The 19,082-nt window shown below is 57.3% G+C and carries 18 protein-coding genes and 2 tRNA genes; 10 read left to right on the forward strand and 10 right to left on the reverse strand.

What is annotated here, in order from left to right; translation table 11 throughout:
- The first annotated feature begins 33 nt into the window (after positions 1 to 33).
- The 3 genes from FN828_RS18105 (at position 34) to FN828_RS18115 (ending at position 1,504) form a co-directional block, all read left to right on the forward strand.
- On the forward strand, positions 34 to 348 hold the full coding sequence (locus FN828_RS18105) for a hypothetical protein (protein WP_142494780.1): 315 nt from the start codon (positions 34 to 36) through the stop codon (positions 346 to 348).
- A complete protein-coding gene (locus tag FN828_RS21150) occupies positions 345 to 623 on the forward strand; it encodes a helix-turn-helix domain-containing protein (RefSeq protein WP_142494781.1) in 279 nt (92 codons plus the stop codon). Before FN828_RS18105 ends, FN828_RS21150 begins: the two co-directional genes overlap by 4 nt.
- Before the next feature lie 104 nt (positions 624 to 727).
- Positions 728 to 1,504 (forward strand): tyrosine-type recombinase/integrase, encoded by a 777-nt coding sequence (locus FN828_RS18115; RefSeq protein WP_408033815.1) that lies wholly within the window; start codon positions 728 to 730, stop codon positions 1,502 to 1,504.
- Positions 1,505 to 1,578: 74 nt separating this feature from the next.
- Here FN828_RS18115 and FN828_RS18120 read toward each other — a convergent pair.
- Positions 1,579 to 1,654: transfer RNA gene (locus FN828_RS18120), tRNA-Val, on the reverse strand.
- Positions 1,655 to 1,700: 46 nt separating this feature from the next.
- Here FN828_RS18120 and FN828_RS18125 point away from each other — a divergent pair.
- Together FN828_RS18125 and FN828_RS18130 are read left to right on the forward strand one after the other, a co-directional pair.
- Positions 1,701 to 2,495 (forward strand): HAD-IIB family hydrolase, encoded by a 795-nt coding sequence (locus FN828_RS18125; RefSeq protein WP_142494783.1) that lies wholly within the window; start codon positions 1,701 to 1,703, stop codon positions 2,493 to 2,495.
- A gap of 5 nt (positions 2,496 to 2,500) precedes the next feature.
- Positions 2,501 to 3,727: a glycosyltransferase family protein gene (locus FN828_RS18130; protein WP_142494784.1), complete on the forward strand. Its 1,227-nt coding sequence runs from the start codon at positions 2,501 to 2,503 to the stop codon at positions 3,725 to 3,727.
- Here FN828_RS18130 and FN828_RS18135 read toward each other — a convergent pair.
- From FN828_RS18135 to tgt, 4 genes are all read right to left on the reverse strand, one after another.
- Entirely contained in the window at positions 3,724 to 5,469 is a 1,746-nt protein-coding gene (locus FN828_RS18135) for a sugar phosphorylase (protein WP_142494785.1), read from the reverse strand. The genes FN828_RS18130 and FN828_RS18135 overlap by 4 nt on opposite strands.
- A 179-nt stretch (positions 5,470 to 5,648) precedes the next feature.
- Positions 5,649 to 5,723: transfer RNA gene (locus FN828_RS18140), tRNA-Val, on the reverse strand.
- 123 nt (positions 5,724 to 5,846) lie between these two features.
- Positions 5,847 to 8,255 (reverse strand): endopeptidase La, encoded by a 2,409-nt coding sequence (lon, locus tag FN828_RS18145; RefSeq protein ID WP_142494786.1) that lies wholly within the window; start codon positions 8,253 to 8,255, stop codon positions 5,847 to 5,849.
- A gap of 251 nt (positions 8,256 to 8,506) precedes the next feature.
- Entirely contained in the window at positions 8,507 to 9,637 is a 1,131-nt protein-coding gene (gene tgt, locus FN828_RS18150) for a tRNA guanosine(34) transglycosylase Tgt (RefSeq protein ID WP_142494787.1), read from the reverse strand.
- Positions 9,638 to 9,747: 110 nt separating this feature from the next.
- Between tgt and FN828_RS18155 the strand changes: the two genes are divergently transcribed.
- The 5 genes from FN828_RS18155 (at position 9,748) to tpiA (ending at position 12,565) form a co-directional block, all read left to right on the forward strand.
- Positions 9,748 to 10,518, forward strand: coding sequence for an enoyl-CoA hydratase-related protein (locus FN828_RS18155; RefSeq protein ID WP_142494788.1), 771 nt, complete (start codon positions 9,748 to 9,750; stop codon positions 10,516 to 10,518).
- Between the two features lie 94 nt (positions 10,519 to 10,612).
- Positions 10,613 to 10,975 (forward strand): SUF system Fe-S cluster assembly protein, encoded by a 363-nt coding sequence (locus FN828_RS18160; RefSeq protein ID WP_142494789.1) that lies wholly within the window; start codon positions 10,613 to 10,615, stop codon positions 10,973 to 10,975.
- A gap of 28 nt (positions 10,976 to 11,003) precedes the next feature.
- Positions 11,004 to 11,354 carry a HesB/IscA family protein gene (locus FN828_RS18165; protein ID WP_142494790.1) on the forward strand — a complete coding sequence of 117 codons (351 nt, stop codon included), beginning with the start codon at positions 11,004 to 11,006 and terminating at the stop codon, positions 11,352 to 11,354.
- Positions 11,326 to 11,730, forward strand: a complete 405-nt coding sequence (locus tag FN828_RS21155; protein WP_142494791.1) for a TfoX/Sxy family protein — start codon at positions 11,326 to 11,328, stop codon at positions 11,728 to 11,730. The genes FN828_RS18165 and FN828_RS21155 overlap by 29 nt, the downstream gene beginning before the upstream one ends.
- A gap of 79 nt (positions 11,731 to 11,809) precedes the next feature.
- Entirely contained in the window at positions 11,810 to 12,565 is a 756-nt protein-coding gene (tpiA, locus tag FN828_RS18175) for a triose-phosphate isomerase (RefSeq protein WP_142494792.1), read from the forward strand.
- Between the two features lie 78 nt (positions 12,566 to 12,643).
- On the opposite strand, the gene FN828_RS18180 is transcribed toward tpiA, so the two are convergent.
- The 5 genes from FN828_RS18180 to FN828_RS18200 all read right to left on the reverse strand — a co-directional run bounded on the left by FN828_RS18180 (position 12,644) and on the right by FN828_RS18200 (position 19,064).
- A complete protein-coding gene (locus tag FN828_RS18180) occupies positions 12,644 to 14,020 on the reverse strand; it encodes a TRAP transporter large permease (RefSeq protein ID WP_142494793.1) in 1,377 nt (458 codons plus the stop codon).
- A gap of 2 nt (positions 14,021 to 14,022) precedes the next feature.
- Positions 14,023 to 14,712 (reverse strand): TRAP transporter small permease, encoded by a 690-nt coding sequence (locus FN828_RS18185; RefSeq protein ID WP_142494794.1) that lies wholly within the window; start codon positions 14,710 to 14,712, stop codon positions 14,023 to 14,025.
- Between the two features lie 80 nt (positions 14,713 to 14,792).
- The gene (locus FN828_RS18190; protein ID WP_142494795.1) at positions 14,793 to 15,800 is read right to left on the reverse strand and encodes a DctP family TRAP transporter solute-binding subunit; all 1,008 of its coding nucleotides are present in this window, start codon (positions 15,798 to 15,800) and stop codon (positions 14,793 to 14,795) included.
- A gap of 265 nt (positions 15,801 to 16,065) precedes the next feature.
- Complete coding sequence (locus FN828_RS18195; RefSeq protein ID WP_142494796.1) at positions 16,066 to 17,301, reverse strand: sigma-54-dependent transcriptional regulator; 1,236 nt, start codon at positions 17,299 to 17,301, stop codon at positions 16,066 to 16,068.
- Positions 17,298 to 19,064 (reverse strand): sensor histidine kinase, encoded by a 1,767-nt coding sequence (locus tag FN828_RS18200; protein ID WP_185959087.1) that lies wholly within the window; start codon positions 19,062 to 19,064, stop codon positions 17,298 to 17,300. Before FN828_RS18200 ends, FN828_RS18195 begins: the two co-directional genes overlap by 4 nt.
- Between the last annotated feature and the right edge of the window lie 18 nt (positions 19,065 to 19,082).

The raw sequence follows: 19,082 nt of genomic DNA on the forward strand, positions 1-19,082 counted from the left end.
GGGCCAGCGACGGAAAGCAGAGGAAATGATGCAATGTTGGACACCACAAGAAACTTAGTCGCCCAACAAATGCGGCAGGTCTGGATCGACGCCAAACTGTGCATCGGTGACGGCACGATATGCCGCACCGATCTGATCAAGGCATTTGGCATATCGACCGCGCAGGCCTCACACGACCTGACCGCATATCGCACAGCCAACCCGCAGGCCGTGGAATATGACCTGTCCGCCAAACGCTACCGCCGCACCAAGCGCGGCAAACCAGCCTACCCGCAACACCTGCGCCTGTCTGTGGCCAACACGGTGCGGGCGCTGCGGATATTCAATGAGATGGAGGAAAACGAATGACCAGCAAGCCATTTACCCCCGAGGGCCTTGCTAGCATCTGGGGATGTAGCGCGGAGACGGTTCGCAACCTGTGCAGAACCGGAGTATTGCGCCATTTCAGATTGGGCCGTTTATATAGAATACCTGCAAACGCTGTGGAGGAATACGAATGTCGGACATCAGCATCGGGAGACTGCGCGGCGGCTACTGTGTCTACTGGACCAAGGCAAATGGCAAGCGCACCCGTTATCAGCTTCAGGCACGCACCAGAACGGAGGCAGAAGCAGAAGCAATAGACGTTTACCGCCGGGAAAATCGTGACGCGGTTTTGGGGGATACCATTTCTGAACTTTGGGAGGCCTACAGAACCGATCTGGGCGACAAACCTACAGCCAAGACAATGGGATATACAGGTAAAGCTGTCCTGGCACATTTCGGCCCCTATCGCCCCGACCAGATCGACAAGGCGCTTTGTCGCTCATATGCCTCAAAGCGCATCGCGGAAGGAAAGTCTGTTGGCACTGTCTGGACTGAATTAGGCCATCTCCAGTCAACGATGAACTTCGCGCGGGACGTAAACATCATTGATCGCGCCCCAAGGATCTGGCGCCCGGTTAAGCCGGAGACCGACAAGCGTATTCTGAACGCTGGTGAAGCCCGAGCTCTGATTGACGGTGCCCATGATCCCCATATCCGCCTTGCTCTCATCCTTCTCTTGGGAACGGCCGCCCGCGTGAGCGCAATATTGGACCTGAAATGGGACCGCGTGGATTTCGAACGTGGGTCAATCAATCTGAGAATTGACGATGGGACATCCCGCAAAGGAAGAGCAATCGTCCCCATGAGCCGCGGTGTCCGTGCGGCCCTCTCGGTAGCACACAGCGCCGCGCTGTCAGACTATGTAATCGAATACGCCGGTCATCCAATCAAATCGATGAGGACAGGCTTCAAGGCTGCTGTTGAAAGAGCCGGATTGGGTCGAGTGACGATTCACGAATTGCGCCACACCGCTGCAGTCACAATGCTGTCCGCTGGGGTTCCGTTGGTGAAAGTCGGGCAGATGCTGGGCCATACGAACACATCTGTCACCTACCGCACCTATGCCAGATACCTGCCAGAACAGATGCAAGATGCTGCTGATATTTTAGACTTTTCGAGCAAAAAAAGGAGCATTTAGGTTCAGCGAACCGGAAAGCACTTCGTACCTACACGAGCTTTGGCTATCATATTATTGAATTTAATATGAAAAAATGGTGGGTGATGAGAGACTCGAACTCCCGACATCTTCGGTGTAAACGAAGCGCTCTACCAACTGAGCTAATCACCCGTGCCGCCTCTGTTACAAAAAGCCTGCGCGGGGCGCAAGAGGTCAGATGACAGAATTTCCCGCAATTGTGTTTACAGATTTGGATGGCACGCTTCTGGATCACCACGATTACAGCTACAGCGCCGCCAGTCCGGCCATCAAAATACTGAAATCATTTAACATTCCTATCATTCTGGCCAGTTCCAAGACGGCTGCGGAAATCGCCCCCTTACGGGCAGATATGGGCCTGTCGGCATATCCCGCCATTGTCGAAAACGGGGCCGGACTGCTGCACGCCAACTGTATTCCCCCAACAGATTCGGGGGCGGACTATCGCAAGATTCGCGAAACACTGAATAACACCCCGACGAAACTGCGCAGATATTACAAAGGGTTCGGAGATATATCTGATGCGGAATGCGCTGCGCTGACGGGTCTTTCACCTGACGCGGCCACCCGCGCCAGACAACGCGCATATTCTGAACCGGGGCTGTGGTCTGGATCGGAAACCGATCTGCATGCTTTCCTGCGGTCACTGTCCGAACACGGTATTTCCGCACGTCAGGGCGGGCGCTATCTGACGCTCAGTTTTGGAAAAACCAAGGCAGATCAGATGGCAACCCTCTGTCAGAATTACGGAAACCCGCCAGTGATCGCCCTGGGGGATGCGCCGAATGATCTGGAAATGCTGCAAGCAGCCGATCATCCGGTGCTGATCCTGAATCCAGATGCCGCACCCTTTGCCATCCCAATCAACCTGTCCAACCGGATCACCCGCAGCACCAAATCCGGCCCCGCCGGATGGAACGAGACCGTCCTGTCCATCGTTTCTTCGCTGACGACCCAAGCAAAAGGAGCCTGATCAACGTGGCTGACTTTCACCAGAACGGCAATATCGCAACCCTGCACAATCTGCGCACCAATGACGCCGCAGCCCTAAGCCGCGAATTGGAAACCTTTGCGAACACGCGAAAAATCTCGTTGATCCTGCCCTCTCTTTTTTCCGAACTCGAAGGGGAGGCACTGCCGAAAATTCTGGATGAGCTGTCAGAGGTGCCATATCTGCACCGTATCATCATCGGGCTGGATCGCGCCGATGCGGATCAGTTTCGCTATGCCAAACAGTTTTTTGCCCGCCTGCCACAGGATCATATTGTCATCTGGAACGACAGCCCCCGGATGCAGGCCATTGACGACCGCCTGGCACAGCTTGGGCTTGGTCCCTGCGAACCCGGCAAGGGCAAAAATGTGTGGTCCTGTCTGGGCTATCTGATGGCCTGTCAGGATAGCTCGGTCGTGGTGATTCATGATTGCGATATTGTGACCTATGAAAAAGACATGCTGGCGCGGCTGGTCTATCCGGTGGCAAACCCGAATTTTCCCTATCAGGTGTCCAAAGGGTTTTATCCCCGCATCGGCCACGGCAAAATTAACGGGCGCGTCAGCCGAATGCTGGTATCCCCGATTCTGATCGCGCTGAAGCGGGTGATCGGGGATCGGGATTACATCGACTTTTTGCGCTCTTTCCGTTATCCACTGTCCGGCGAATTTGCGATGCGCACCTCGATCCTGCCGGACCTGCGCATGCCATCGGATTGGGGGCTGGAAATCGGGCTGCTGTCCGAAGCATGGCGCAATCTGGCGCGGAAATCGGTCTGTCAGGTCGAAATTTCTGACGCGTATGACCATAAGCACCAAGACCTTAGCCCCGAGGATAAATCTACCGGGCTAAGCCGTATGTCGATCGACATTTGCAAGTCGATTTACCGCAAACTGGCCACAGATGGCACCGTCCTGACCGAGGAAACCTTTCGGTCCCTGAAGGCCACCTATTACCGTAGCGCACTGGATTTGCTGGAAGATTATTATCACGATGCCCGTATGAACGGATTATCCGTGGACCGCCACCAAGAGGAACGCAGCGTGGAAATGTTTGCGGAAAACATTGTCGAGGCAGGGCGTGTTTATCTGGAAAACCCCGCCGAAACCCCGTTCATTCCCACATGGAACCGCGTTCACGCCGCCGACCCCGATCTGATGCGGGATCGAAAACTGGCGGCCGAACTGGATTTCAAGGAAATCGGATCAGCCTAAAACTTGTTACTGATCCAGCGGCATTGATAGGGGGCGAAACGAATTTCGGCCCCGTTTGGATCAATCCGTTCGCCGCTTAGCAGATCTACCCAAACCTCTCCGTCAATCAGATTGATAGAATGCGGCGTGATGGTCAGACGATCGGCACTGACATTATGCAACGCAAAAATGGATTGATCCCGCTCAAGGCTTTGCCGCCACACACCAAACAAACGCGGATCAATTTGCAGGGTGAACTGCGTGGCATTCGGATGAAACGCCGCCTGTTTGCGCCGCACCGTCATCCGCCGCAACAGTTCAGACATCACCCGCGCCTGATCTGTTTCCGGGTCAGCCAACAGCGTATTCAGGCGGCCGTAATCCCAGCGATGACGGTTGATCGCCCGGTTTTGCCCGGATTTTTCAAAACCTTCGTGGTCATTCGGCGTCCCCAACAGCGCGTGAATATAGATCGCGGGTATCCCTTCCAGCGCCATGACCAAAGTCTGACTGGCCATGAAACGATCGAATTGCCAGACATCCGGCCCGTTGAACGTGCCTTTCATCGCCTCGTACCACGTAATGTTCAGCTCATAGGGGGCTTCGCCGCCACCGGGCAGCGCCCGCATGGACACGCGCCCCCCGAAATCCCGCACCGATTGGATGACCTGCGCCACATCGTCCGAGGTCAGCAGCCCTTCGGCGGGGCGCATCCCGATCCCATCGTGGCTGGCCGTGAAATTCAGATAGGCGCATCCCATTTGCGCTGGCGGCATTGCCCCCTGCCAGCGGTTCAGATAGTCCGCCGTGCCCGACAGCATCGCGTGCAGCACCAACGGCGGCAAAGAGAAGTTATAGACCGCTTGAGCCTCGTTCCGGTTGCCGAAATAAGACAGGTTTTCCGCCTTCGGCACATTGGTTTCCGTCAGCAGGATCACGGGTTCAACCGCGTAATCCGCCAGCAGTCGCATCAATCGCACGATGGCATGGGTTTGCGGCAAGTGGATGCAGGTTGTGCCGATTTCCTTCCACAGGAACGCCACCGCATCCAGCCGGATAATCCGTACCCCCATGTCGATATGCAGCCGCATCACGCGCAGGAATTCCAGCAGCACCTCGGGGTTACGGAAATCCAGATCAACCTGATCGTGGCTGAAGGTACACCAGACATGGCGCTGCCCATTGGCGGTTTCGACCTCGCGCAGAAGCGGATGAGTACGCGGACGCACGACAGCCCCCAGATCATCGGTCGGCTCCGCCTCGAAAAAGAAACGATCATAGGGACGATGCCCTTGCAAATAGGCGTTAAACCACATGGATTGGCTGCTGACATGGTTCAGCACCAGATCGGACATCAGTTTGAATTCCGCCCCGATCCGGGAAATATCCGCCCAATCCCCCAGCACCGGATTTACCGCACGGTAATCCGTGACCGCGAACCCATCATCCGAGGTATAGGGAAAAAACGGCAAAATATGCACCCCGTCGATCACGCCTTTCAGATGGCGTTCCAGAAAGTCGTGCAACAAATCCAGCGGCTTATGCTGCCCGTCCACGATGGAGTTGCCATAGGTGATCAACAGCGAATCCCGTTCGCTCCATTGATTATTGCCCGGCACCCGCCCCCGTTTACGGCGGTGGCTGCCATCCGGCCAAAACGCATCAATGATTTGGCTGGACAGGATCGCGCCATCCAGATCGGGATAAATCTGGCCCAAAAGCGCGGCAAGTTTCAGACTAAAGGATTGGTTTTGCGGGGTCATAAAGCGGCCTTGTCCTGTTCCCCCTATTTTTGCCCGTTTATGCAGCAAAGGGGCAAGTCAGACCGAAAAGACCAAGGAAACCAGCCACTTTTCCCAAGGTCTTTGCCAAAGAACTGTGCAGGTCAGAACCGGCAAAAAAGAAAAACGCGCCACAATCGAGGGCGCGTTTTCGGGAATAATGGTGGGTGATAAGAGATTCGAACTCCTGACATCTTCGATGTGAACGAAGCGCTCTACCACTGAGCTAATCACCCGGTAGCGGGGCTTTTAGAGAAACCCCAAAGGATGTGCAAGAGGGGTAACAGCAGGTTTTTCAGGAAAATTCCGACAAAAGAAAAGGCCCCCCGAAGAGAGCCTTTTCCAGTATTCCGACCGGGTTAGTGCGGCGCTGCGGCCCCTGCCCCCGGCTTGGCCGCCAAAGCGGCTGCCGCTGCGGCCTCCTCGGCTTCCTCGTCCCATTCCACGGCTTCGGGCGCGCGGATCAGGGCCAGTTTCAGAACCTCGCTGACATGGGTCACGGGGATGATTTTCAGCCCTTCCTTCACGTTGTCAGGAATATCGGCCAGATCCTTCTCGTTCTCCTCGGGGATCAGCACGGTGGTGATCCCACCACGCAGGGCGGCCAGCAGCTTTTCCTTTAGCCCGCCGATGGCGGTGGCGTTGCCGCGCAGCGTCACCTCGCCGGTCATGGCGATGTCCTTACGTACCGGGATACCCGTCAGCACCGACACAATCGCCGTCACCATCGCCAGACCCGCCGAAGGCCCGTCCTTGGGGGTGGCCCCATCCGGGACGTGAACGTGGATGTCCCACTTGTCGAACTTCGGTGGCTTCACCCCGATCTGCGGCGCGATAGAGCGCACATAGGAGCTGGCCGCGTCGATGGATTCCTTCATCACATCGCCCAGTTTCCCGGTGGTTTTCATCCGCCCCTTGCCCGGCAGGCGCAGCGCCTCGATCGACAGCAGATCGCCGCCCACCGATGTCCAGGCCAATCCGGTGACAACGCCCACCTGATCCTCTTTTTCGGCCAGACCATAGCGGAATTTCTTCACGCCAAGGAAATCGTCAATATTTTCAGGCGTCACCGTGACATGTTTCGCCTCGCCCTTGACGATCTGGGTAACGGCCTTGCGAGCCAGTTTGCCGATTTCGCGCTCCAGATTCCGCACGCCCGCTTCGCGGGTGTAACGCTGGATGATTTCGTTCAGCGCGCCATCGGTCACTTCAAACTCACCCTTGCGCAGACCGTGGTTTTTCACCTGCTTGGAAATCAGGTGCTGCTTGGCGATTTCGCGCTTTTCATCCTCGGTGTACCCGGCAAGGCTGATGATCTCCATCCGGTCCAGCAGCGGCCCCGGCATGTTGTAGCTGTTCGCCGTGGTCAGGAACATCACGTTCGACAGATCGTATTCCACCTCAAGATAATGATCCACGAAGGTCGAGTTTTGTTCAGGGTCCAGCACCTCCAGCATTGCGCTGGCCGGATCGCCGCGGAAATCCTGCCCCATCTTGTCGATTTCATCCAACAAGATCAGCGGGTTGGTGGTTTTCGCCTTTTTCAGCGCCTGAACGATCTTACCCGGCATGGACCCGATATAGGTCCGGCGGTGACCACGGATTTCGGATTCATCCCGCACACCGCCAAGGCTGATGCGGATGAATTCGCGCCCCGTGGCTTTGGCCACCGATTTGCCAAGGCTGGTTTTCCCCACACCCGGCGGGCCGACAAGGCACAGGATCGGCCCCTTCAGCTTGGCCGAACGCTGCTGCACCGCCAGATATTCGACGATCCGTTCCTTGACCTTTTCCAGACCATAGTGATCGGCGTCCAGCACCTCTTGGGCTTTGTGCAGGTCTTTCTTGACCCGCGATTTCACACCCCACGGAATGCCAAGCAGCCAATCCAGATAGTTGCGCACGACAGTTGCCTCGGCGCTCATCGGGCTCATGTTTTTCAGCTTTTTCAGCTCGCCATCGGCCTTATCCTTGGCTTCCTTGCTCAGCTTGGCCGCTGCGATCTTTTCTTCCAGTTCGGCGATTTCATTCGCGCCGTCCTCGCCATCGCCCAATTCCTTCTGAATGGCTTTCATCTGCTCATTCAGGTAATATTCGCGCTGGGTGCGCTCCATCTGGGATTTAACGCGCGTCTTGATCTTCTTTTCCACCTGAAGCACGGACATTTCGCCCTGCATCAGGCCATAGACCTTCTCCAGCCGTTCGCTGACAGACAGCGTTTCCAGAAGTTCCTGTTTCTGGCCAACTTCGATCCCCAGATGCCCGGACACCAGATCCGCCAGCTTCGCCGGATCGGTGGTTTCGGACACGGCGACCAGCGCCTCTTCGGGGATGTTTTTCTTGACCTTGGCGTAGCGTTCAAATTCCACCGCAACAGTCCGCAGCAATGCGGTGATTGCTTCGGGGTCGCCCTCTTCCTCGGGCAGGAATTCGGCCTGCGCCTCGAAGAACGAGTCATTGTCCAAAAATTCCGTGATGCGCACCCGCGCCTGCCCTTCGACCAGCACCTTTACCGTGCCATCGGGCAGTTTCAGCAGTTGCAGCACATTCGCCAGCACCCCGGTGCGATAAATACCGTCTGCGGTGGGATCATCCACCGCCGGATCAATCTGGCTGGACAGCAAAATCTGTTTGTCATCCTGCATCACCTCTTCCAGCGCCCGCACAGATTTGTCGCGGCCGACGAAAAGCGGCACGATCATGTGGGGGAAAACCACGATATCGCGCAGCGGAAGGACGGGATAGGATGCGTTGAGAGGCTCTTGCATACGATTTCCTTGTTCTAGCAAGACAGCACCGGCCCCATAGATCGGCAACCACGGCTGTCTCCGTTTCCTGTCGGTTAATTTGGGGGTGTTTGTCCCGGATTTCAACCGCCTCACATCTGTAAGACACAGAATGCAGGTTTGCCCCAAAAGGGGCAAGCGGACAAGCGACGCTGCAACGCAATTTTACGTCAAAACACCGCCCAGAACACTAAATAAAGTATCGCGGCATTGCTTTTGCACCACATAAAGCGTCACAACGGGTCTATATCCCCTTGAGCGCGTTGCGCGTGGAACTCTGCCTCGAAGGCAGCGAAACGGCCGACTTCGATCGCGTCGCGCATCCCCTGCATCAATTCCTGATAATAATGCAGGTTATGCCATGTCAGCAGCATCCCCGAGATCATTTCCTGCGCCCGGAACACGTGATGCAGATAGGCCCGGCTGTAATTCCGACAGGCCGGACAGGTGCAGTTTTCATCCAGCGGACGCGGGTCGTCCTGATGGCGGGCGTTCTTGATATTGACCACGCCATGCCGCGTGAACACCTGCCCAGTCCGCCCGGACCGCGATGGCAGCACACAATCCATCATATCAATCCCGCGCTTCACCGCGCCGACAATATCATCGGGTTTACCCACCCCCATCAGATACCGGGGCCGGTCCGTCGGCAGCATATCCGGCGCGTAATCCAGCACGTCGAACATCATGTCCTGCCCTTCGCCCACAGCCAGACCGCCCACCGCATAGCCATCGAATCCAATCCCGGCCAGCTTCTCGGCGCTTTCCTGACGCTGATCGCGGAAAACGCTGCCCTGCTGAATGCCAAACAGCGCATGACCGGGACGATCCCCGAACGCCTCGCGCGAGCGTTTGGCCCACCGCATAGACATGCGCATAGATTCATGCGCCACCTTTTCTTCGGCGGGAAACGGGGTGCATTCGTCGAAACACATCACGATATCGGAACCCAGAAGCTTTTGAATTTCCATGCTTCTTTCGGGGGTCAGCGTATGCATTGATCCGTCGATATGGGATTTGAAGGTCACGCCGTCTTCGGTCATTTTGCGCAACGCGGACAGGCTCATGACCTGAAAACCGCCGCTGTCCGTCAGGATCGGCTTATCCCAGTTCATAAATTTGTGCAGCCCGCCCAGACGATCAATCCGTTCCGCAGTCGGGCGCAACATCAAGTGATAGGTATTTCCCAGCAGAATGTCCGCGCCCGTTGCCGCCACGCTTTCCGGCATCATCGCCTTCACCGTTGCCGCCGTCCCCACAGGCATAAACGCAGGCGTGCGGATATCGCCACGGGTGGTATGGATCACCCCGCGCCGCGCCTTGCCATCGGTCGCCAGCAGGTCGAACGAGAATTTTGCGGTCATTTCCGCCCCCTATTTCTGCGCATTTGGGTTCTTTTTCCACTCTGAACCGTAAATGCCAAGCTATGAAAACCCGAAAACATACGACATATTCGTTTGAGGGAGGAGAAACCATGAACCAAATGCATAAACCGGATCTGATCCACGCTGAATTGTCTGACAAAGTCCTGAAGCTGACGCTGGGTGCAGGTGTGGCCCACGCGCTGTCCCTGGCAGTCATCGAAGAATTGCACGCCCATATCCGCAGTGCCGCCACCGACCCGGAGGTGAACGTGATCGTGATCCACGGCCCCGGCAAAATCTTCTGCGCAGGGCATGACCTGAAAGAAATCGCCGCACATCGGGCGGATGCGGACGATGGTCTGGCCTATCTGACGGACCTTTTTGAAAAATGTGGCGCGATGATGCAGGACATCACCAACAGCCCCAAGCCCACAATCGCGCTGGTCGAAGGGATCGCCACCGCTGGCGGGCTGCAATTGGTGGCCGCATGTGATCTGGCCTATGCGTCCGAAGCAGCGACCTTTTGCCTGCCCGGCGTCAATAATGGTGGCTTCTGCACCACCCCTGCTGTTGCCGTATCGCGCAACATGTCCCGCAAGCATATCATGGAACTGGCGCTGTCCGGCACCCCGTTTGATGCCCAATGGGCGCTGTCCACCGGGGTGATCAACCGCATTCTGCCTGCGGATCAAGTGATTGATTTCACGATGGATTACGCCCGAAAGCTGGCGACCCGCCATAATAAGGCCATCGCAGATGGGAAACGCGCCTTATATACTCATCTGGAATTGCCGCTGGATCAGGCTTACGATCTGGCGACCAAGGTGATGATCGGTCATTTCATGGATCCGTTCCGCATTCAGGCCGAAAAATCGCGCTAAACCTTGCCGCAGGTGCAAAAAGACCTATCCTGTCGCTCTGGACGAACAGAGCGACAATCCTTATATCTTCGGTCAGGAAATACAGGACTGGTTCATGACTCAGAATGCCGAACCCCTTGAAGGGGCGCCGTTGATCGCGCCCTCCTCGACCGATCACCCGCTGTATGATGCGGTGGTCGAAGGCTGCCGCACGGTATATGACCCGGAAATTCCGGTGAATATCTATGACCTTGGGTTGATATACACCATTGATATCAATTCAGAAAACGATGTGAAAATCATCATGACCCTAACTGCCCCCGGCTGCCCCGTTGCGGGCGATATGCCCGGCTGGGTCATGGACGCAGTTGAACCGCTGGACGGGATAAAAACCGTTGATGTCCAACTGACATGGGATCCGCCCTGGGGCATGGACATGATGAGCGACGAAGCCAGACTTGAACTTGGCTTTATGTGAAGTTTCAAACGGTTGAAAGGCATATTTAATGTTCGGAATTCCCGGCAAACAAGCTGTTACAATGACATCGGTCGCCGCCGCCCAGATTGCCCGACTGATGGCAAAAGACGGGCATAAAGGGCTGCGTATCGGTGTCAAAAAAGGCGGCTGTGCAGGCATGGAATACACGATGGAATATGCCACCGAAATCGACCCCAACGACGAGGTGGTCGAACAGGACGGCGCGCGGGTCATGATTGCCCCGATGGCGCAGATGTTCCTGTTTGGCACCGAAATCGACTATGAAATTTCCCTTTTGGAATCGGGGTTTAAGTTCAACAACCCCAATGTGACCGAAGCCTGCGGTTGCGGTGAATCCATTAAATTCGCAGGCATGTAATGGCGGTCGAGAAAGAGTTCCTGACGCATGTTCTGGAACTCTTTGCCGGATTGGGTCCGTTGCGAACGGCGCGCAGTTTTCCGGCATAGCGGTTTATGCCGAAGATGATGCGATGTTCGCAATGATCTCCGCCTCGGGGACTGTTTACATGAAGGCGGACGCGACAACTGCGCCCGTTTTTCACGCTTCCGGTGCGGAACCTTTTTGGTACATGCGCGGAAACAAAAGGCAGGAAATTCAAAGCCTTCTAAACCTTCCTGAAAGCGCCCTTGATGACCCGGACGAGGCGCTTTATTGGGCGCGTCTGGCACTGCCCCCGGCACGGGTTGCAGCCGCCGAAAAACAACGGCAAAAAGCCCGCCGAAACGCCCGATAACCGGGTTCAGCCTTGACCTGAGGCGGCGCATCGCAATGATGCGCGGGATAGAAAACAAACATGTTACGGGGTGCATTTCATGCGACGCAAACTGGCCGCTGGCAACTGGAAAATGAACGGGGTCAAGGCCCAGTTGGCGGAACTGGATAACATTCGGAAAACGCACCCAAATCCTGCGGTCGATGTGTTGATCTGCCCCCCTGCAACGCTGTTGTCCGATGCGGTCAAAACCGTATCCGGGTATCCGATGATGATTGGCGGGCAGGATTGCCATACGGCAAATTCCGGTGCGCATACTGGCGATATTTCTGCCGACATGATCAAGGATGCCGGTGGCACCGCCGTGATTGTGGGGCATTCCGAACGCCGCGAGGATCACGGCGAAAGCGATGCCCAGATCTGTGCCAAAGCCACGACAGTCATGGAAAACGGTTTGATTGCGGTTGTTTGCATTGGGGAATCGCTGGCCCAACGGGAAGCTGGGGAAACATTGTCCGTTATCGGTGCGCAACTGGCCGGATCGGTGCCGGACACCGCAAGCGCCGCGCAATTGGTCATTGCTTATGAACCGATCTGGGCCATTGGCACCGGGCTGATCCCAACGTTGGAACAGATCGCAGAAGTACATGATTTCATGCGCGAAAATATGATTCAGAGGTTTGGCACCGATACCGCCAACGGCATTCGTCTGCTATACGGCGGGTCCGTCAAACCCGGCAATGCGACCGAAATTTTCGCGGTGTCCAATGTCGATGGTGCCTTGGTCGGTGGGGCCAGCCTGACCGCTGCGGATTTTTGCCCGATCATTGCCGCGCTGGAAGCCAGCGCCGTCTGACCCGTTCTAACCTGCGGAACAAAAAAACGGCGCCCGTTTTGGGCGCCGTAACTTTTTATAAACCCGACCGTGCGATGGTCACTTGGTAATGATTTCCGGCCCCATGAACGTGGTCGGCAACCAGGTGGAAAGGATCGGGATATATGTCACCATGATCAGGAACACGAACAGCACGGCCAGGAACGGCAGCGCAGCGCGCACAACCCGCATCATCGGCATCCCTGCCACGCCCGAAGTGACGAACAGGTTCAGACCAACCGGCGGCGTAATCATGCCGATTTCCATGTTCACCACCATGATGATACCCAGATGAATCGGATCAATCCCCAATTCGATTGCAATCGGGAACACCAGCGGCGCTACGATGACGATCAACCCCGACGGTTCCATGAACTGCCCACCGATCAACAGGATCACGTTCACAATCACAAGGAACATCACCGGGCCGAACCCCGCGTCCAGCATCGCTGACGCGATTTGCTGCGGGATCTGTTCATCGGTCAGCACATGTTTCAGGATCAGGGCGTTGGCGATGATGAACATCAGCGTCACGGTCAGCTTACCCGCCTCGAACAGGGTATCGCGCGTGTCGCGGTGGAAAAAGACGGTGATCAGCGCGATGGGCTTTTCCAGCAGCGTCAGGTTACGCTGGCCTTCGGGGCGCGACAACGGCCCCATGTCCCGATACACGAAAGAGGCGATGAAGAACGCATAAACAGCAGCCACGGCAGCGGCTTCTGTCGGGGTGAAAATCCCGCCATAGATACCGCCCAGAATGATGACGATCAGGAACAACCCCCAGCCCGCTTCGCGTCCGGCGGCAAAGACCTCGCCCCAGCCCAGCCATTCGCCTTTGGGAAGGTTCCGCAGCTTGGCAATTGCGAAGATGGTGATCATCAGCATCGTGCCCGCCATCAGACCCGGAATAACCCCGGCCAGGAACATCCGCCCCACCGAAACATCGGTGGCCGAGGCATAGACGACCATCACGATGGACGGCGGGATCAGAATGCCCAGCGTCCCGGCATTGGCGATGACACCGGCGGCGAAATCCTTGGAATAGCCAACCTGACGCATCCCGGCGATCACGATGGACCCAATCGCCACGACGGTCGCAGGGGACGACCCGGACAGGGCGGCAAACAACATGCAGGCAAACACACCCGCAATTGCCAGACCACCGGGGAAATGCCCCACGATGGAAATGGAAAACCGGATGATCCGCTTTGCCACACCGCCCGTCGACATGAAGGACGACGCCAGAATAAAGAAGGGAATGGCCAACAGCGTGTAGTGCCCGGCCATGGCCTGAAACATCGTCTGTGCGATGGACGCCAGCGAAGTATCACTCAGCACCAGAAGGAACAGGATCGACGACAACCCCAACGACACGGCAATCGGCACACCGATCAGCATCAGGCCCACAACAAGGGCAAATAGAATGGCGACTTCCATGATCAGTCTCCGGCGTTCAGGTGTTTGACATCTTCGATGGCGTCTTCGGCTTCGTGGCTGACGATCAGCGATTCAGCCTCGCCGCGGATCAGGCGCAGCGTGGCCTGAAGGAAACGGAACAAAAGCAGGGCCATACCGAAGGGCAGGATGAAATAAGGAATGAAGCGCGGCAGTTTCTCGTAATGCTCGCCCTCGTTCATGATGGGTTCGATCCAGCGCAGGAATTCGGGGAACGGGATGTCCACCACCTCGTACCAGCCACGGTAAGAGGTGCGCTTCATCTCCTCTAGCCCGGTTGGAAACCAACGCCCGGTCGACTGTGGCAGGTTGGCGAAATTCGCCCAGTAATCCCATGCGCCTTTCATCAGCAGAATGGCATAGAAAATGCACAGGGCCGCCGCGATCAGCGCCACAACCTTACGCAGAGACGGGTTGAAGAAATTGATCAACGCATCCACGCCCAGATGCGCGGTGGTTTTCACGGCATAGCTGATGCCGAACAAAACCAGCCACGCGAACAAGAAGGTCACGGCCTCCAGCCCCCAGATCAGGCCGGTATTGAACCCGTAGCGCAGCACAACGTTGATAAAGGTGATGATGGTCATCAGGCCAAGGATCAGCGCGATTGCGGTTTCCTCGATCTCGTTGACCATGCGGCCCAGGGCCGTCTTCGGTTCAAATTGGGTGGACATGCCTTACCCCCTTCCCCCGGAGGATATGAAAAACCCGGCCCCGCAAATGGGGCCGGGAAGGTCGGCCTGTTGATCAGGCATTAGTGTTTGGCGTTAATCGCCTGAGCCGCGTCGATATTCTCTTGACCGACGTCGCCTTTAAACTGTTCCCAGACGGGCTTCATAGCGGTCACCCACTCGTCCCGTTGTGCCGGGGACAGCTCGCGGATAACCCCGCCCGCGTCCAGAATGGCCTGACGTGCCTGACCGTCCACTTCGCCCACAGCGGCGTTACGTTCGGTGGTCACTTCGGTGATGATGGTCCCCAGTTGGCTGCGCACATCCTCGGGCAGGCTGTCCCACCAATCGGTGCCAGTCACGACCATGTAATCAATGATGCCGTGGTTGGTTTCGGTGGTGCCGTCCTGCACCTCAAAGAATTTCTGGCCATAGATGTTGGACCAGGTGTTTTCCTGACCGTCCACAACGCCGGTTTGCAGCGCGCCATACACCTCGGAGAAGGCCATCGGCTGCGGGCTGGCGCCCATCGCGGCCATCTGCGCCTTCAGCACGTCCGAGTTCTGCACGCGGAATTTCAGGCCCTTGGCGTCCGCGGGCGTGCTCAGCGGCTTGTTGGCCGACATCTGTTTCATGCCATTATGCCAGAACCCCAGACCCAGAAGGCCACGGCGTACCATGGATTCTTTCATCGCCTGACCCGTATCCGAGTTCTGGAATTCGTCTACGGCGCTGATGTTCTTGAACATAAAGGGCAGGTCGAAAATGCGGAACTGCTTGGTGAACTGTTCAAATTTCGACAGCGACGGTGCAGCCAGTTGCACATCGCCCTGAAGCATCGCTTCCAGAACCTGATCGTCGTTATACAGGGTCGAGTTCGGGAACACTTCCATACAGGCCTTGCCGTCCATTTCCTCGTTCACGCGCTTTTGCAGCAACGATGCGGCGATGCCCTTGGGGTGTTTGTCAGTGTTGGTGACGTGGCTGAACTTGATAACGATTTCGCCGTCATCGCAGCCAGCGGACGCAAAAGCGGCCTGTGCAGTCACGGTCAGGGCCAGCGCCGTTGCGGCAGTGGTCAGGAATTTCATGTCTGTCTCCTCCCAGAGTTCTTGAGACGTGGAAAGCGCCCCCATCGGCGCGGTGAGCGAAATTTGACAGAGCGACCGCAACACACAAGGAAAAGTGATCCAATTTGCCAGATTGAAAAATTTACATATAAATTCAGCGGACTAGATATGTGCGAAGCGCATATCTGCCATGCCGCAATACAGCGTTGTGCGGATTTTCACACAGCTAATTCCGGCGATTGTGCGGATTTTCGCACAGACAACAAAAACCATGCAGATGGGCGACTCAGCGGTAATGTTCCGGCTTCAGCCCATATCGCGCCAGTTTGTCGTAAAAGGTCTTGCGCGGCAGTTTCAGATTTTTGGCGGCCTCTGCCGCGCGGCCATTCACCCGGCGCAGCGCCGCGATCAGAAGCGAACGTTCAACCCGCGCCATCTGCTCGGACAGGCCCAGCTCTTCGGCATGGGTGGCATCGGCCTGCGTCTCGCCCAACCCCAAGGCAAACCGCATCGCTGCGCTCATCAAAGCGCGGGCGTTGCCGGGCCAGTCCTGCGCCATCAGCCCGGCAATCACATCTGGCGTAATCTCGGGCGGGGTCAGCCCGGCCTGTTCGCTGGCTTGCGCCACATAATGACGGAACAGGATCGGAATATCATCGGGACGTTCGGACAGCGACGGGATACGCACGCGCATTACATCCAGCCGGTAAAACAATTCGGAATTCATCCGCCCCTGTTCGACCGCGTGTTGCAAATCGGCTGTGGTTCCCGCGATCAGCCGTACCGGATCGCAACGTTCCAGCCGTTCCAGCAGGGAAAACTGCGTATCGGCGGGCATGGCCCCGATGTCATCCAAAAATAGCGTCCCACCCTGCGCAGCATCACAGGCCGCGTCCAGATCGTCGCGCCCCATTCCCGTGGCAGCATGTTTGACGAACGGCCCCTTGGCCTGCGGGGACATCAGGTGGACAATCTCGGCTATTTTGGAAATGCCGGTGCCGGGGGCGCCAGTCACCAGCACCTCGGTCTGGGCCTGCCCGGCCAGGCGGATGCGACTGCGCAACCCTTCGGCCAGGGCCGAGGTGCCAAAGACCAGACGCGCCGCCGGGTCGCCGGTTTCCAGTTGTGCCTTCAACCGCCGATTTTCCAGCACCAAAGCGCGGGTTTTCAAGGCCCGTTCAATCACCGCCAACAGATCGGCGGGCGCACAAGGTTTTTCCAAAAACCCAAAGGCACCCTGCCCCATCGCCTTGACCGCCATCGGGATATCGCCTTCGCCCGTCAGCAAGGTCACGGGCAATTCGGGATCAATGGATTTGGTATAGTCCAACAAATGAAACCCATCGCGTCCCGGCATCCGAATATCCGACAGGATCACCCCGGCAAAATCGGCGGCGATGTGGTCCTTGGCTTCGATAAAGCTGCCAACGGCCAGCGGGTCCAGATCGGCCAGTTCCAACGTCTGGGCCAATGCCTCGCGCACGGCTGCGTCATCATCCACCACCAAAACCCGCCGGATCATGCTGCATCTGCCCCCTGTCTATGTGGATCGGGTGCGGCGGTCAGTTCGACTGTGAAAACCGCCCCACCCTGCGCCCGGTTGCGGCCCCGGATCGCACCGCCGAAGCTTTGGACCAGACCATAGGAAATAGAAAGCCCCAGCCCCATGCCATCGCCTGCGCCCACCTCTTTTGTTGAGTAAAACGGGTCAAAAATCCGTTCCGGTTCGCGGATACCGGGGCCGGTATCGGCCACCTCCAGACAGGTTTTATCGCCCTCTTGCCGCAGGGAAATGGCGATTTCCTTGATTGGACTGGCGGTCATGGCATCGGCGGCATTGCCGATCAGGTTGACCAAAACCTGCCCAAGGCGGACTTCGCCCCCCATCACATGCACCGGCGCGTTTGGCGGCGTCCAGCGCAGGGAAATACCGTCGTTGCGCAGGCGGGTTTCCGACAGTTCCAGCGCCTGTTCAATCACAGCGGTCAGATCGACCCGGATCACAGGTTCGCTTTCCTGCCGGGCAAAGGCGCGCAGGTTCTTGATGATCCGTGCCATCCGATTGGCCATTGCGCTGATCCGGGTCAGGTTTTGCGCGGCACGGTCGGGTTTGTTGCGGTCCAGAAACGCCGCACCGTTTTCGGCATATTGCTGGATCGCCATAAGCGGCTGGTTCAGCTCATGGCTGATCCCCGCGCTCATCTGCCCCAGCGCGGATAGTTTGCCCGCCTGCACCAGGTCGGCCTGCGCCTTTTTCAGCGCGGCTTCGGCGGCGGTACGTTCGGCCACTTCATGCCGCAGGGCGTGGTTGGCTTGGGATAATTCGGCGGTGCGTTCCGCAACACGGGTTTCCAGCCGTGCATTCGCCAGCGCCAGCGTGCGGCGGCGTTCTGCTGCCAAAAACAAAAATGCCCCAAAGGCAAGGCTGATCGCCGCAACAACAGCCGCCTGTAGCCACGCCAGACGGCGGGCCGGGTCCACGTCGATTAACGCCTCTGCTGTCATGTCGATGACGGGCAAATGCCGTGACAGATACAGCGCGCGGCGCGGCACATAGGGCGACCAGTTTTCAAACCAGATCGCATGGGGGCCAGTATGCTGCACCGCAAAATCCATTGCCCTGCCGTTGGGCGGCATCAATCCACCATCGGGCTGACGTTTCCAGAACAACAATTCAGATCGGTTGGAAATGAACACCTCGCCCTGTGCATCGGTGAAAAACACCGAAGGCCGCGCGCCACGCCATTCGGATTCCACCCGGTCGATATTGGCCACGACAATCAGTGCCCCGGCCACCCGTCCCAGCGGCGTAAAAACCGGCGCGGCAAAGGAATAGGCCCGCAATCCGGTTGCCGCGTTGATGCCATGCGTTTCCCCCAACGCGCCTTGCAAGGCGCGGCGAAACGCGGGCGAGGACATCATCGTATCCGGGCCAGTGCCATTGGCAGAGCTAAGGATTTCCCCCGCCGGGTTCACCAGCAACACATCCAGCGCCGTGGTTTTGTCAGCCGCCTGTTGCAGCAAATCAAGCGCAAGCGCCGGGTCCATCCCCAGCAAAACCGCCCGCACCACCGGATGTTCGGCGGTCAAAACGGCTAATTGCTGATACAGTTGCAACTGCCCCTTCAGGCGATCCGTGGCAAGGGTCAGGTCCGCTTCGCCGCGTTGGGCAATCTGATCCAGCGCCTGCAAATAGCCATAGCGCCACACCCCCCCGGCAAAGCCCGCAACCGCGCCAAGGAAGATCAGCAAAATGATAATGCGGCGGCGCAGATTACCCGTCATAGCGGGTAATCTACTGCG

This window comes from Thalassovita litoralis, assembly GCF_900182725.1.
GTDB lineage: Bacteria > Pseudomonadota > Alphaproteobacteria > Rhodobacterales > Rhodobacteraceae > Thalassobius > Thalassobius litoralis.